Origin of the sequence: Mesorhizobium sp. WSM4989 (assembly GCF_029625795.1) — a bacterium.
In the GTDB taxonomy this organism is placed as follows: Bacteria; Pseudomonadota; Alphaproteobacteria; order Rhizobiales; family Rhizobiaceae; genus Mesorhizobium.
This window is the reverse complement of record NZ_JARTVN010000001.1, coordinates 2,065,043-2,078,022: the sequence shown is the minus strand read 5'-3', so window position 1 is coordinate 2,078,022 and position 12,980 is coordinate 2,065,043. Positions and strand designations below refer to the sequence as shown.

The window sequence follows — 12,980 nt, the reverse complement described above, 5'->3', positions numbered from 1 at the left end:
TGCATCGAAGCCCCGCGCTTCCTCTACCCCGTCGATCGGGGGAGAGGTGGTTTGCGCAGCAAACCGGAGTTGGGGTCGACCCTGCCGCCAACATCGCCGATACGGGAGGACCTGACATGGCACGCGCAGTGACCACCCAGCACAAGACGATCGCAACAGTCGCGGCCTGGGTCGTCGCCCTGCTGATCTTCTTCCCGATCCTTTATACGATCATCACATCCTTCAAGTCGGAGCAGGAGGCGATCCAGGGCTTCGCCCTGATCCCGTCGGGCACCACGGAAAGCTACTCCGAGGTGCAGGCGCAGAGCGGCTATTTCAAGTTCTTCCTCAATTCGGTGATCCTGTCGGTCGGCTCGACCGTCCTTGCGCTCATCGTCGCCGTGCCGGCGGCCTGGTCGATGGCCTTCTCGCCGACCAAGCGGACCAAGGACATCCTGATGTGGATGCTCTCCACCAAGATGATGCCGGCCGTCGCCGTGCTGTTCCCGATCTATCTCATCTTCCGCGACACCGGCCTGCTCGACAGCCGCATCGGCCTCACCATCATGCTGATGCTGATCAACCTGCCGATCGTGGTCTGGATGCTCTACACCTATTTCCGCGAGATCCCGGGCGAGATCCTCGAAGCGGCGCGCATGGACGGCGCCTCGCTGTGGAACGAGATCATCTATGTGCTGACGCCCATGGCCGTTCCCGGCATTGCCTCGACCATGCTCTTGAACATCATCCTGGCCTGGAACGAGGCGTTCTGGACGATCCGCCTGACCACCACCGAGGCCGCACCGCTCACCGCCTTCATCAGCTCCTTCTCCAGTCCGCAGGGCCTGTTCTGGGCCAAGCTCTCGGCCGCCTCGACATTGGCGATCGCGCCGATTCTGATCATGGGCTGGTTCAGCCAGAAGCAGCTGGTGCGCGGCCTGACCTTTGGCGCCGTGAAGTAAACCGTAAGCGGCGGGCGAAATCCGGGGAGGAAACCATGGGAAACATCACGCTCAAGAACGTCTCCAAGTCCTTCGGGTCGACGACGATCATTCCGAACATCGACCTCGCCATCGAGGACGGCGAGTTCGTCGTGTTCGTCGGCCCCTCGGGTTGCGGCAAGTCAACGCTGCTCAGGCTGATCGCCGGGCTGGAGGACACCAGCGGCGGCACCATCAGCATCGATGGCCGCGACGTCACCCGCGAGGCGCCGGCCAAGCGCAAGCTTGCCATGGTCTTCCAATCCTACGCGCTCTACCCGCATATGACGGTCGCCAAGAACATCGCCTTCCCGCTGAAGATGGCCGGCGAGGACCAGGCGACCATCGACAAGAAGGTCAAGGACGCGGCGCGCGTCTTGAACCTCACCAACTATCTCGAGCGGCGCCCGGGCCAGCTCTCCGGCGGCCAGCGCCAGCGCGTCGCCATCGGCCGCGCCATCGTGCGCCAGCCATCGGCCTTCCTGTTCGACGAGCCGCTGTCCAACCTCGACGCAGCCCTTCGCGGCACCATGCGGCTGGAGATCAGCGAACTGCATCATCAGCTGAAGACGACGATGATCTATGTCACCCACGACCAGGTCGAGGCCATGACCATGGCCGACAAGATCGTCGTGCTCAATGCCGGCAACATCGAGCAGGTCGGCTCGCCGATGGAACTCTACAAAACGCCGAAGAACCTGTTCGTCGCCGGCTTCATCGGCTCGCCGAAGATGAACTTGATCGAAGGCGCGCCGGCCGACAAATATGGCGCCAAGACCATCGGCATCCGGCCCGAGCACATCAACATCTCGACCACGGCCGGCGACTGGAAGGCGACGGTCGGCGTTGCCGAGCATCTCGGCTCCGACACCTTCCTGCATGTCCAGACCGATGGCATCGGCACGATCAATGTGCGCGCCGACGGCGAGGTTGCCGTCAAGCACGGCGACACCGTCTACCTGACGCCCGACAAGGCCAAGCTCCATCGCTTCGGCGCCGACGGCAAGGCGCTGGCGCAGTGAGGCTCAAAGGCAAATCGGCGCTGATCACCGGATCGGCGCGCGGCATCGGCAGGGCCTTCGCCGAAGCCTATGTTCGCGAAGGCGCCAGGGTGGCGATTGCCGACATCAATCTCGAAGCGGCGGAAGCGACGGCAAAGGATATCGGCTCTGCCGCTTACGCGATCCGGCTCGACGTCACCGACCAGTCCTCGATCGAGGCCAGCGTGAAAGCCGTCGAAGCGAACGCCGGCGGCCTCGACATCCTGATCAACAATGCCGCCTTGTTCGACCTTGCGCCCATCGTCGTGATCAGCCGCGCGAGCTACGACAAGCTCTTCTCCGTCAATGTCGCCGGCACGCTGTTCATGCTGCAGGCGGCGGCCCGCTCGATGATCGCTGCTGGCCGGGGCGGCAAGATCATCAACATGGCGAGCCAAGCCGGGCGCCGCGGCGAGCCCCTGGTCGCGGTCTATTGCGCCACCAAGGCCGCCGTCATCTCGCTTACCCAGTCGGCCGGACTCGACCTGATCAAGCACCGCATCAACGTCAACGCCATCGCACCGGGCGTCGTCGACGGCGAGCATTGGGATCACGTCGATTCGCTGTTCGCCAAATATGAGAACCGGCCGAAGGGCGAGAAGAAGAGGCTCGTCGGCGAAAGCGTGCCCTATGGCCGCATGGGTCGAGCCGAAGATCTGACTGGCATGGCGGTTTTCCTCGCCAGTGACGAAGCCGAATACATTGTCGCCCAGACCTACAACGTCGATGGCGGTCAATGGATGAGTTGAGGGGGAAGCGCGCCTCTCTTCCTCCGGGGAGGACGCGTCGCGGGGCAGGTGAGGGGCGCATACCGGCAAACGGATGCTGCCCCTCACCGCTCCCCCAAGCGGGTGAATTGGGGGTTGGATTGTCGGGCTGCATATCGGCCAAAGGGTAAGTAAGATGACCGTGAAACTCTCTTCCTCGAACCTCGCCAAGCTTCCGTCGAAGGTTTCCGGTCCGAAATACGATCGCGCCGCGCTGAAGGCCGGCATCGTGCATTTCGGCGTCGGCAACTTCCACCGCTCGCACCAGGCTGTCTATCTCGACGACCTGTTCAATTCCGGCCTCGGCCATGACTGGGCGCTGATCGGCGCCGGCGTGTTCGAGGGCGAGAAGGCCGGCCGCGCCAGGCTGCAGGAGCAGGACTGGCTGACCACCGTGGTCGAGCAGGACCAGGGCCATATGAGCGCCCGCGTCACCGGCGCCATGGTCGATTTCCTGATGCCGGGCGATGCTGAGGCGATCGTCGAGCAGCTCGCCGACCCTGCGATCAAGATTGTGTCGCTGACCATCACCGAGGGCGGCTATTTCATCGATCCGGCCTCCGGAAAGTTCAATCCGGCCCATCCCGACATAGTCGCCGATGCCCAGCCCGGTGCGGCACCGAAGACAGTCTTCGGCATCATTCTTGCCGGACTGGTGCGCCGGCGCGCCGACGGCATCGTGCCGTTCACGGTCATGTCCTGCGACAACATCCCCCACAATGGCCACGTCACCTCCGACGGCGTCATCGGCCTTGCCCGGCTGATCGACGAGGCTCTGGCCAACTGGGTGAGGGACAACGTCGCTTTCCCGAACGGCATGGTCGACCGCATCACGCCGGCCACCACCGATCGCGAGCGCAGCATTCTGGCCAATGATTTCGGGCTGGAGGACAATTGGCCGGTCTTCTGCGAACCGTTCAAACAATGGGTGCTGGAAGATCATTTCACCGCCGGCCGGCCGCCGCTGGAACGGGCCGGCGTCCAGTTCGTCAAGGATGTCTCGCCTTACGAGCTGATGAAGATCCGCATCTTGAACGGCGGCCACGCAGCCATTGCCTATCCGGCGGGCCTGATGGACATCCATTTCGTGCATGAGGCGATGCAGGAGCCTCTGGTGCGCCGCTTTCTCGCCAAGGTGGAGCGCGACGAGATCATCCCGACCGTGCCGCCGGTGCCCGACACGGTGCTCGAGGATTACTACCAGCTCATCGAGCGCCGCTTCTCCAACCCCAAGATCGGCGACACCATCCGAAGGCTTTGCCTCGACGGTTCCAACCGCCAGCCGAAATTCATAATTCCGACCGCCGCGGACCGACTGAAGGCGGGGAAAGGTGTTGCCGGCCTGGCTCTGGAGTCCGCGCTCTGGTGCCGCTACTGCTTCGGCACCACCGACAGCGGCGCCGTCATCGAGCCGAACGATCCGAACTGGGACCGGATGCAGGCGACCGCCAAAGCGGCGAAGAACTCGCCCGAGGCCTGGCTGGCGATGGACGACATCTATGGCGATGTCGGCCGCTCCGCCGTCTTTGCCGAAGCCTTCGCCCATGCGCTGAACGAATTGTGGGCGAACGGCGCGCGCGAAACCTTGACGCGCTATCTCGCCGATAAGCTCTGAAGCTCTTTGGACGCAGCCGCAATGACGCCCGAGCTCGTCATCTTCGACTGTGACGGCGTGCTGGTCGACAGCGAGGCGCTTTCGGTGACCGCGTTGCTGGGCATGATCGAGCTCGCCGGCGGCACGGTCTCGGAGGACGCCGCCTACGAGCATTTCCTCGGCAAGAGCATGAAGAGCGTGCGCGAGATCCTCGGCAGCGATTTCGGGCTTGAGATCAGCGACCAGCATCTCACCGCCATGCGCGTCGAGCTGATGCGCAAGTTCCGCGAGGAGCTGAAGCCGATCCCCGGCATCAAGGAGATCCTGCCGAAGCTTGGCCTGCCCCATTGCGTCGCCTCTTCCGGCACGCTGGAGCGCATCCGCTACGCGCTCGAGGTCACCGGCCTGCTGGGCCTGCTGGAGCCGCACCTCTTCAGCGCCGCCATGGTCAAGCGCGGCAAGCCGGCGCCGGACCTGTTTCTCCATGCCGCCGCCGCGATGCGCGCTGATCCGGGCAAATGCCTTGTCATCGAGGACAGCCCGGCCGGCATCGCCGCGGCGCGAGCGGCGGGGATGCGTGTCTTTGCCTTCACCGGCGGATCGCATGCAAACAACCCTGCGCTCAAGGCGCGGCTTGCGTCGACCGAACCGGACTTTATATTCGCTGACATGCTGCAATTGCCCGACCTGATTGCAGACCTGGGAGCGAGAGTAAAAGCATCTTGACGAGTTTCGTTTGCGCGGTCGATGTCGGCACCGGGAGCGCTCGCGCGGGCATTCTCGACTCGCATGGCAACCTGCTCGGCCGCGCCGAGCGGCCGATCGCCATGCACCAGCCTAAGCCCGATCACGCGGAGCACGATTCGGAAAATATCTGGTCGGCAGTCTGCGCCGCCGTGCGGGCCGCGCGCGAGAAGACGAACGTCGCCGCATCGGATATTGTCGGCATCTCCTTTGACGCCACCTGCTCGCTGGTGGTGCGCGGCAGGCGGGGCGATCAGCTGAGCGTCTCGGTCACGGGAGAGAAGCGCTGGGACACCATCGTCTGGCTCGACCATCGCGCCATCGCCGAAGCTGACGAATGCACCAGAAGCGGCCATGCAGTGCTCGACTATATCGGCGGGGTGATGTCGCCGGAAATGGAAACGCCGAAGCTGATGTGGCTGAAGCGCAACCTGCCCGCAACCTGGAATGAAGCCGGCTATCTGTTCGATCTCGCCGATTTCCTGACCTGGAAAGCGACCCGATCGCTCGCCCGCTCGCAATGCACGCTGACGGCCAAATGGACCTATCTCGCGCATGAGGAGACGGGCTGGCGGCGCGATTTCTTCAAGCTCGTCGGCATCGGCGATCTCTTCGAGCATGGCAATCTCCCGGAAAAGGCGAGCCCCGTCGGCATCGATATCGGGCAACTCACGGCCGATGCGGCGGCAGATCTCGGCCTGACGGAGAAATGCCGGGTCGGCGCCGGGGTTATCGACGCCTATGCCGGCGCGCTCGGTGTGCTCGGCGGCTTCGCCGGCGACGAGAAGGACATCAGCCGGCACCTGGCGCTGATTGCCGGCACCTCGTCCTGCGTCATGGCGATGTCGCAGGATCCGCAGCCCTTCGCCGGCGTTTGGGGACCGTATTATGGCGCGGCGTTGCCAAAGCTCTGGCTGTCGGAGGGCGGCCAGTCGGCGACCGGCGCTCTGCTCGACCACATCATCCGCTGGCACGGCGCCGGCGGCGAGCCGGATGCGGCAATGCATGCCAGGATCGCCGAGCGCGTCGCCGAACTGCGCGCCGCCGAGGGCGATGCGCTGGCGGCGCGGCTGCATGTGCTGCCGGATTTCCACGGCAATCGCTCGCCGCTCGCCGACCCGCACGCGGTTGGCGTCGTCAGCGGGCTGACACTCGATTCGTCCTTCGACAGCCTGTGCAAGCTCTACTGGCGCACCGCCGTCGGCATCGCGCTCGGCGTCCGCCATGTGCTCGAGGCGCTGAACGAGAACGGCTATTTGATCGACACGCTGCACGTCACCGGCGGCCACACCAAGAACCCGCTCTTGATGGAACTCTATGCCGATGCCACCGGCTGCACCGTCATCGAGCCGCTGGCCGACGAGGCGGTGTTGCTCGGCACCGGAATGGTCGCTGCGACCGCCGCTGGGCTTTACCCCGACCTCAACGCCGCTTGCGTGGCCATGCAGCAGGGCGGCAGGACGCGGCCCCCGAATCCGGCCGCCGGCGCTCGCTTCGACCGCGACTATCGCATCTTCCTCGAAATGCACCGCCAGCGGCAGGCGCTCGACACCATCCAATAGAAGGCCCGGCTCTTGCGCTTCCCGCTGGCTCAATAGGTCGCCGCTCCTCCTCCTTGCCAATATGTCGCATTTCGTTCACAAGACGGCGCAAACGGCGCCATTTTGCGCCGTTTGCGTGCGGCTTCCGGGCGAGTCCCGACGCGCCGTGGTCTGAAGAGCGGAAAATGTCTGCGATCGAAGCCGGCGCTCGCGCGCCGGAAAATTTTTGGCGTCAGGAAATCAGGGCAACATTGTCGCTTGCCTGGCCGATGGTGCTCACCAATCTCGGCCAGACCGCCATGACCGCGACCGACGTCATGATGATGGGCCGTTTGGGACCCGACACGCTGGCCGCCGGCGCGCTCGGCTCCAACCTCTATTTCATGCCGCTGATCTTCGGGCTTGGCCTGATGCTCGCCACCTCGCCGATGATGGCGACCGAGCTCGGCCGCCGCCGCCATTCGGTGCGCGACCTGCGCCGCACCGTGCGCCAAGGACTCTGGCTGGCGGTCCTCGTCTCGATCCCGATCTGGCTGTTCCTCTGGCATGGCGAAGAAGTGCTTTTGGCCATGGGGCAGAAGCCGGACCTCGCGCACCAGGCAGGCATCTACCTGCACTGGCTGCAATGGGCGGTGCTGCCTTTTTACGGTTATATCGTGCTGCGCTCCTTCATCTCGGCGCTGGAGCGGCCCGGCTGGGCGCTGATCATCGTTTTCGTCGCCGTCGCCTGCAACGCCTTCTTCAACTGGGTCTTCATGTTCGGCAACCTCGGCGTCCGCCCGATGGGCATCGCCGGCTCGGGCCTCGCCACCTCGCTTTCCAGCATGCTGATGTTTGTTGGACTGGCGGCCGTGGTGGTGCTGGAGAAAAAATTCCGCCGCTATCACCTCTTCGGCCGCTTCTGGCGCTCCGACTGGCCGCGCTTCCGCGGCCTGCTGAGGCTCGGCCTGCCGATCGCCGGCATCCTCGCCTTCGAGGTGACGATCTTCAATGCGGCAGCCCTGCTGATGGGTCTGATCGACGCGGATTCGCTGGCAGCCCACGCGATTGCCATCCAGATCGCCTCGATCTCCTTCATGGTGCCGCTCGGCCTCAACCAGGCGGTCACCGTGCGCGTCGGCCTGGCACATGGCGCCGGCAATCCCGAGGGCGTCTCGCGCGCCGGCTGGACCAGCTTTGTCATCGGCGTCTCCTTCATGGCGCTGATGGGGCTGGTGATGATCCTATGGCCGCATCTTTTGATCAGCGCCTTCATCGATCTCGCCGATCCGGCCAATGCCAGGTTGATCACGCTTGCCGTGTCCTTCCTGGTGTTTGCCGCGCTGTTCCAGATCTTCGACGGCGCGCAGGCGGTGGCCGCCGGCATGCTGCGCGGCCTGCACGATACCAAGGTGCCGATGATCTATGCCGCGATCGGCTATTGGGGGGTCGGCCTTCCGCTCGGCGTGCTGCTCGCCTTCCATTTCGGCTTCAACGGCGTCGGCATCTGGATCGGCCTTTCGTCAGGCCTGGCGGTGGTGGCGGTGCTCCTGCTCGTCCGTTGGCTGCGGCGCGATCGCATCGCGCCGGCGCTGTCGTTCAGCCATTGAGAAGAGCGGCCGCCGGTCAGGCGGCGGCCCTCGTCGACCTTCAGTGTGCGGCGACACGCTCAAGCCGCCGCGCATATTGCGTCAGCGGGAAGCACATCACGAAGAAGATCAGCGCCACCAGCCCGTAGACGGTGAAGGGTTCGAAGGTCGCGTTGTTGATGGCGTTGGAGGTCCTGACCAACTCCTCGAAACCGATGATCGAGGTCAGCGCCGTCGATTTGATCAGCTGCACCAGGAAGCCGACGGTCGGGGCGCGCGTGATGGCGAAGGCCTGCGGCAGGATGATCAGCCTGAGTTCCTGCAGATAATGCAGTCCGAGACTGGCGCCGGCGTCCCACTGGCCGCGCGGCAGCGCATCGACACCGCTGCGCCAGATCTCGGCGAGATAGGCGCTGGCAAAGAAGGTGAGGCCGAGCGCCGCGGCGGTCCATGGCTCGATGCGCAGCCCCAACATCGGCAGGCCGAAGAACATCAGGAAAAGCTGCATGAGGAGCGGCGTGCCCTGGAACAGCGCGATATAGCCGGAAGCGATCCGCTTGATCCATTTGTTCTTGGCTATGCGGAAGAACAGCACGACCAGCCCGACCAGCGCGCCGCCGACGAAGGCGGCAAGCGACAACAGCACCGTCCACCGCGCGGCGAGCAGAAGGTTGCGCAATATGTCCCAGAGGGTGAATTCGATCATGACACGCCGGCTCCGAGTGCGCGGCGTCCGCCGCTGACCAGCAGCCGGCGCAGCCCCATCGACAGGCCGAGATAGACCATGGTCACCACCAGATAGGTTTCGAAGGCGCGGAAGGTGCGCGCCTGCAGCATGTCGGCCTCGTAGGTCAGTTCACGCACCGCGATCTGCGACACCACGGCCGATTCCAGCATCATGATGACGATCTGGCTGGTCAGCGCCGGATAGATCACTTTCAGCGCCTGCGGCAGCACGATCTTGATGAACACCTGCCTGGGCCTGAGCCCGAGCGCAAGTGCTGCCTCCGTCTGCCCGCGCGGCACCGCGTCCAGACCCGCGCCGACGATCTCGATCGTGTAGGCCGCCATGTTGAGCGTCATCGCCAGCATGGCGGCCAGGATCGGATCGAGTCGGATGCCGAGGCTGGGCAGTCCGAAGAAGATGAAGAACAGCTGCACCAGGAACGGAGTGTTGCGCATCACCTCGACATACCAGCCGATCGCCAGCTTGAGCGGCCTCGGGCCGTTCCGGCGTCCGGCGGCGCCCAGGATGCTGAGGAAAGTGCCGGCCAGCGTGGTGACGACGATCAGAAGCAGCGTCATCGCCGCGCCGCGCGCGATCACGCCCGCTGCACCCGCAAGCCAGCCGAAGTCCAGGCTGTAGCCCATCGCGATTGGCCCTGTTGGAAAGCGTGTAGCGCAAGAAACAAGTACGGGAGCGGTTCAGCGCTTCATGCGCGCTGAACCGCCAAGCGAGATCAATCCTTGAGGTTGTCGGGATTGAGCGGCGTCTTCAGCCAGGCTTTCGAGCTCTCGTCCAGCTTGCCGTCCGCCAGCATCTTGGCGACCGCATCGTTCACCGCCTTCTTCAGCCTATCCTCGTTCTTGTTGAGGCCGATATGCGAGGGCGAGGTCAGCAGCTGGAACTTCTGCTCGGGCTTCAATGCAACCTGCTTGGCCAGCACCTGCGCGCCGACATCGTTGCCGACCACCATGAGCTGCGTCTGTCCGGAGATGAAGGCCTGGATGACGGAATTGTAGTTGTCGAAGCGGCGGATGTCGGCCGAGGCGGGCGCCGCCTGGGTGAGCGAGGTATCCTCCAGCGTGCCGCGATTGACGGCGATCGACTTGTCGGCAAGGTCGTCCTTGCCTTTGACGGCAAGCTCGGCCGGGCCGATGACGGCGATGTAATAGGGCGCGTAGGCGGCGGCGAAATCGATCACCTGCTCGCGCTCCTTCGAATAGCCGACGCTCATCAGGATATCGACGCGCTTGTCGGTGAGATACGGGATGCGATTCTGGCCGGTGACGCTGACGAGGTTCAGCTTCACCTTCAAGGAATCGGCGATCGCCTGCGCGACGTCGATGTCATAGCCCTTGATGCTCATGTCGGCGCTGGCCGAGGAAAAAGGCGGGAAGTCGGAGAAGATGCCGACATTGATGGCCCCGGCCTTGGTGATGTCGTCGATGGCGTCGGCCTTGGCCTGCGAGGCAAGACCGGCGGCGCCGAGCATGATGAGTGCCGCAAGTGCGGATTTCAGTGTGTTTCGAAGAGTCATTTTAGTTCCCCTGCTGGAAGCTTGTTGTTGAAACCGGCCGCCGGCTCCAGCGCGACGGCCGTACTGGTTAGCAATTCCAGGAAAAGCGGGAAGCGGTCTACGCTTGGCGACTTCGTATAGCTTCCGTCCGGAATTGCGTAGAAACAAAGCGTTAGAGCGGTTCGCCGATTCCATGAAGCGGTGAAACGCTCTCGTGTCAGCCTTTCTTGATTGCCGGGCTGAACACCATCAGGCTCAGGATCTCGAACAGGACTTGCGCGCCGACATGGGCGGTGTTGGTGGTCGCGTCATATTGCGGCGCCACCTCGACGACGTCGCCGCCGACGATGTTGAGTCCCTTCAGGCCGCGCAGCAGCTCGAGCACCTCGCGCGTCGTCAGCCCACCGACTTCAGGCGTGCCGGTGCCCGGGGCGAAGGCCGGATCGATGCTGTCGACGTCGAAGGAGATGTAGGTCGGGCCGTCGCCGACGATCTTCCGCGCCTTCTCGATGATGGCGGGTATGCCGAGGCCGGTCACCTCCTCGGCATGGACCACCGTCATGCCGGATTCATAGGTGAACTCCCACAGATACTCGGCCGAGCCGCGAATGCCGATCTGGATCGTGCGGGTGGGATCGAGCACGCCGTCCAGGACCGCGTTGCGGAACGGTCCGCCGTGGTGGAACTTGGTCATGTCGAACAGCCCGCTGGTGTCGCAATGGGCGTCGATATGGATCATGCCGACCGGAGCCTGCTTACCGACCGCCTTCAGGATCGGATGGCTGATCGAGTGGTCGCCGCCGACCGAAAGCGGCAGCACACCGGCGTCGACGATCTGGTTGGTGCGCTTTTCGATGTCCTCGTGGCTGATCTCCAGCCGGTAACGGCTGCGGAACGGCGTGTCGCCGATGTCGGCGACGCGCAGCTCATGCGTCGGCGCGCATTCCAGCACGTGATTGTAGGGGCCGATGCGCTCGATGGCGCGCAGCGCCCGCGGCCCGAAGCGTGAGCCCGGCCGGTTGGTGACGCCAAGGTCCATCGGCACGCCGATCATCGCCACTTGCAAGTCGCCGAAATCCGGATTGTCGGCCGCCACCTGCCGGTACGGCGCGGCAAGGAAGGTCGGGATGCCGGAATAGGGCGCTAGCCGGGTGCCGCTTTTGCTGAAGATCTTGTCGGCGACCTTGCGGAATTTCGGATCGAACATCTCGCCGCCATGGCTCTCGCCATATTTGCGGCGCAACGCTTCGAGCTTGCCGCGATCGTAACCCATGTCCGGTCCTCCTCCGTGACTGCTTGCAGCGCGGCGGCTGCACCGACGCCTGCCAAGCCAGCAGTCATCCGGCTGATCGTTGCCCGCCGGCGCCTGCGAAATCTACGTCTGTTGAGCTGTTCCGGGCAAAAGTGTCGGGCAACTGTATTGAAAAATCAATTGATATTGTTAGGGTCTTTGCTGTGAGAAAATCTCACAAAGTCGGGAGCTGTCCTTGGCCAAGCGCTTGCCGCCGTTGAACCCGTTGCGCGCTTTCGAGGCGACGGCGCGACATGCCTCGCTGACCAAGGCGGCAGGCGAGCTCAACGTCACGCATGGCGCGGTCAGCCACCAGATCAAGGCGCTCGAGCAATCGCTCGGCGTAAAGCTTTTCCAGCGCGCGGGTCAGCGCGTGAAGCTGACGCCGCACGGCGCTGAGTTCCTGCCGGCGGTTTCGGCGGCCTTCGACGGCATCGCCGCCGCGACGCAACGCATGACACGCCCCGCAAGCACCGGTGTGCTGTCGGTGTCCTGCGTGCCGGCGCTGCTCCTGTTGTGGATGACGCCGCGGCTCGGCTCCTTCACCGCGCAATATCCCGACATCCAGCTGACGCTGATCCCCTCCAACGACGCCAGGGACATCCGCGCGCCGCACATCGACGTCTGCGTGCATTATGGCGATGGCAGCTGGAGCGACTGCTGGATACGCAAATGGTCGGGTCTCGAGCTGTTTCCGGTGGTCAGCCCGACGCTGATCAACAACCGCCCGATCCGCAGTGTGCGCGACCTTGCCGACCACGTTTTCCTGCATGGCGACGACGGCCGCGAGTGGCACACCTGGCTGGCCGCCGCCGACGCGCTCGACCTGGAGCGCGGCCGCCGCCATCACCTCGGCGACGCGCGCATAGCGGTGGAGGCCGCCGTCCACGGCCACGGCGTGGCGCTCGGTGATTCCGTGACCGCGCGCGCCCTGCTCGCCAGAGGCATGCTCGTCTCGCCCTTCGCTTTGTCGGTGCCGGCGGTCGATGACTTCTATGTCGTCTGCCGCAACGAGATGCGCTCGGCGCCGATCGTCCAGCTTTTCATCGACTGGCTGTTTGCCGAAAAGGAGCAGGACGAGGGCCGCGCCGATGCCCCGGTCGCCGGCCGTGTGCCGAGCCGCAGGAAGCGCCCGGCGCTCAAGGTGATCGGGGCTAGAGCGATTCCAGGAAAAGTGTGAGCGGTCTTCCGTCCGGAGATTCGCGTCAACAACAAGAAAGCCAAGAGCATTTCGCG

12 protein-coding genes are annotated in these 12,980 nt (G+C 64.4%); 8 read left to right on the top strand and 4 right to left on the bottom strand.

Translation table 11 applies throughout. From position 1 onward, the window contains the following. Positions 1 to 116: 116 nt before the first annotated feature. The 7 genes from P9217_RS09925 (at position 117) to P9217_RS09895 (ending at position 8,234) form a co-directional block, all read left to right on the top strand. Positions 117 to 941 carry a carbohydrate ABC transporter permease gene (locus P9217_RS09925; protein ID WP_067323984.1) on the top strand — a complete coding sequence of 275 codons (825 nt, stop codon included), beginning with the start codon at positions 117 to 119 and terminating at the stop codon, positions 939 to 941. A gap of 35 nt (positions 942 to 976) precedes the next feature. Next, the gene (locus P9217_RS09920; RefSeq protein ID WP_066999175.1) at positions 977 to 1,981 is read left to right on the top strand and encodes an ABC transporter ATP-binding protein; all 1,005 of its coding nucleotides are present in this window, start codon (positions 977 to 979) and stop codon (positions 1,979 to 1,981) included. Beyond that, on the top strand, positions 1,978 to 2,748 hold the full coding sequence (locus tag P9217_RS09915) for an L-iditol 2-dehydrogenase (RefSeq protein WP_278086098.1): 771 nt from the start codon (positions 1,978 to 1,980) through the stop codon (positions 2,746 to 2,748). Before P9217_RS09920 ends, P9217_RS09915 begins: the two co-directional genes overlap by 4 nt. A 154-nt stretch (positions 2,749 to 2,902) precedes the next feature. Next, a complete protein-coding gene (locus P9217_RS09910) occupies positions 2,903 to 4,381 on the top strand; it encodes a mannitol dehydrogenase family protein (protein WP_095825550.1) in 1,479 nt (492 codons plus the stop codon). 21 nt (positions 4,382 to 4,402) lie between these two features. Continuing rightward, positions 4,403 to 5,086 (top strand): HAD family hydrolase, encoded by a 684-nt coding sequence (locus tag P9217_RS09905; protein WP_095799101.1) that lies wholly within the window; start codon positions 4,403 to 4,405, stop codon positions 5,084 to 5,086. Then, positions 5,080 to 6,666, top strand: a complete 1,587-nt coding sequence (locus P9217_RS09900) for an FGGY-family carbohydrate kinase (RefSeq protein ID WP_095799102.1) — start codon at positions 5,080 to 5,082, stop codon at positions 6,664 to 6,666. The genes P9217_RS09905 and P9217_RS09900 overlap by 7 nt, the downstream gene beginning before the upstream one ends. A 164-nt stretch (positions 6,667 to 6,830) precedes the next feature. Continuing rightward, a complete protein-coding gene (locus P9217_RS09895) occupies positions 6,831 to 8,234 on the top strand; it encodes an MATE family efflux transporter (RefSeq protein WP_095825552.1) in 1,404 nt (467 codons plus the stop codon). A gap of 40 nt (positions 8,235 to 8,274) precedes the next feature. Here P9217_RS09895 and P9217_RS09890 read toward each other — a convergent pair whose 3' ends face one another. The 4 genes from P9217_RS09890 to speB form a co-directional block, all read right to left on the bottom strand. Further along, the gene (locus tag P9217_RS09890; RefSeq protein WP_066999193.1) at positions 8,275 to 8,919 is read right to left on the bottom strand and encodes an amino acid ABC transporter permease; all 645 of its coding nucleotides are present in this window, start codon (positions 8,917 to 8,919) and stop codon (positions 8,275 to 8,277) included. Then, a complete protein-coding gene (locus P9217_RS09885) occupies positions 8,916 to 9,584 on the bottom strand; it encodes an amino acid ABC transporter permease (protein WP_095799104.1) in 669 nt (222 codons plus the stop codon). Before P9217_RS09885 ends, P9217_RS09890 begins: the two co-directional genes overlap by 4 nt. Positions 9,585 to 9,673: 89 nt before the next feature. Next, a complete protein-coding gene (locus tag P9217_RS09880) occupies positions 9,674 to 10,474 on the bottom strand; it encodes a transporter substrate-binding domain-containing protein (RefSeq protein ID WP_067323996.1) in 801 nt (266 codons plus the stop codon). 196 nt (positions 10,475 to 10,670) lie between these two features. Then, positions 10,671 to 11,726 (bottom strand): agmatinase, encoded by a 1,056-nt coding sequence (speB, locus tag P9217_RS09875; RefSeq protein ID WP_095782179.1) that lies wholly within the window; start codon positions 11,724 to 11,726, stop codon positions 10,671 to 10,673. A 214-nt stretch (positions 11,727 to 11,940) separates the two neighbouring features. Between speB and gcvA the strand changes: the two genes are divergently transcribed. Then, positions 11,941 to 12,924, top strand: a complete 984-nt coding sequence (gene gcvA / locus P9217_RS09870) for a transcriptional regulator GcvA (protein WP_095799105.1) — start codon at positions 11,941 to 11,943, stop codon at positions 12,922 to 12,924. Positions 12,925 to 12,980 lie beyond the last annotated feature (56 nt).

Bases quoted from the DNA above. Each gene is read 5' to 3' on its own strand.
- speB (WP_095782179.1), bottom strand. From the start codon at position 11,726: ATGGGTTACGATCGCGGCAAGCTCGAAGCGTTGCGCCGCAAATATGGC.
- P9217_RS09895 (WP_095825552.1), top strand. From the start codon at position 6,831: ATGTCTGCGATCGAAGCCGGCGCTCGCGCGCCGGAAAATTTTTGGCGT.
- P9217_RS09880 (WP_067323996.1), bottom strand. From the start codon at position 10,474: ATGACTCTTCGAAACACACTGAAATCCGCACTTGCGGCACTCATCATG.
- P9217_RS09905 (WP_095799101.1), top strand. From the start codon at position 4,403: ATGACGCCCGAGCTCGTCATCTTCGACTGTGACGGCGTGCTGGTCGAC.
- P9217_RS09920 (WP_066999175.1), top strand. From the start codon at position 977: ATGGGAAACATCACGCTCAAGAACGTCTCCAAGTCCTTCGGGTCGACG.
- P9217_RS09910 (WP_095825550.1), top strand. From the start codon at position 2,903: ATGACCGTGAAACTCTCTTCCTCGAACCTCGCCAAGCTTCCGTCGAAG.
- P9217_RS09890 (WP_066999193.1), bottom strand. From the start codon at position 8,919: ATGATCGAATTCACCCTCTGGGACATATTGCGCAACCTTCTGCTCGCC.
- P9217_RS09925 (WP_067323984.1), top strand. From the start codon at position 117: ATGGCACGCGCAGTGACCACCCAGCACAAGACGATCGCAACAGTCGCG.
- P9217_RS09885 (WP_095799104.1), bottom strand. From the start codon at position 9,584: ATGGGCTACAGCCTGGACTTCGGCTGGCTTGCGGGTGCAGCGGGCGTG.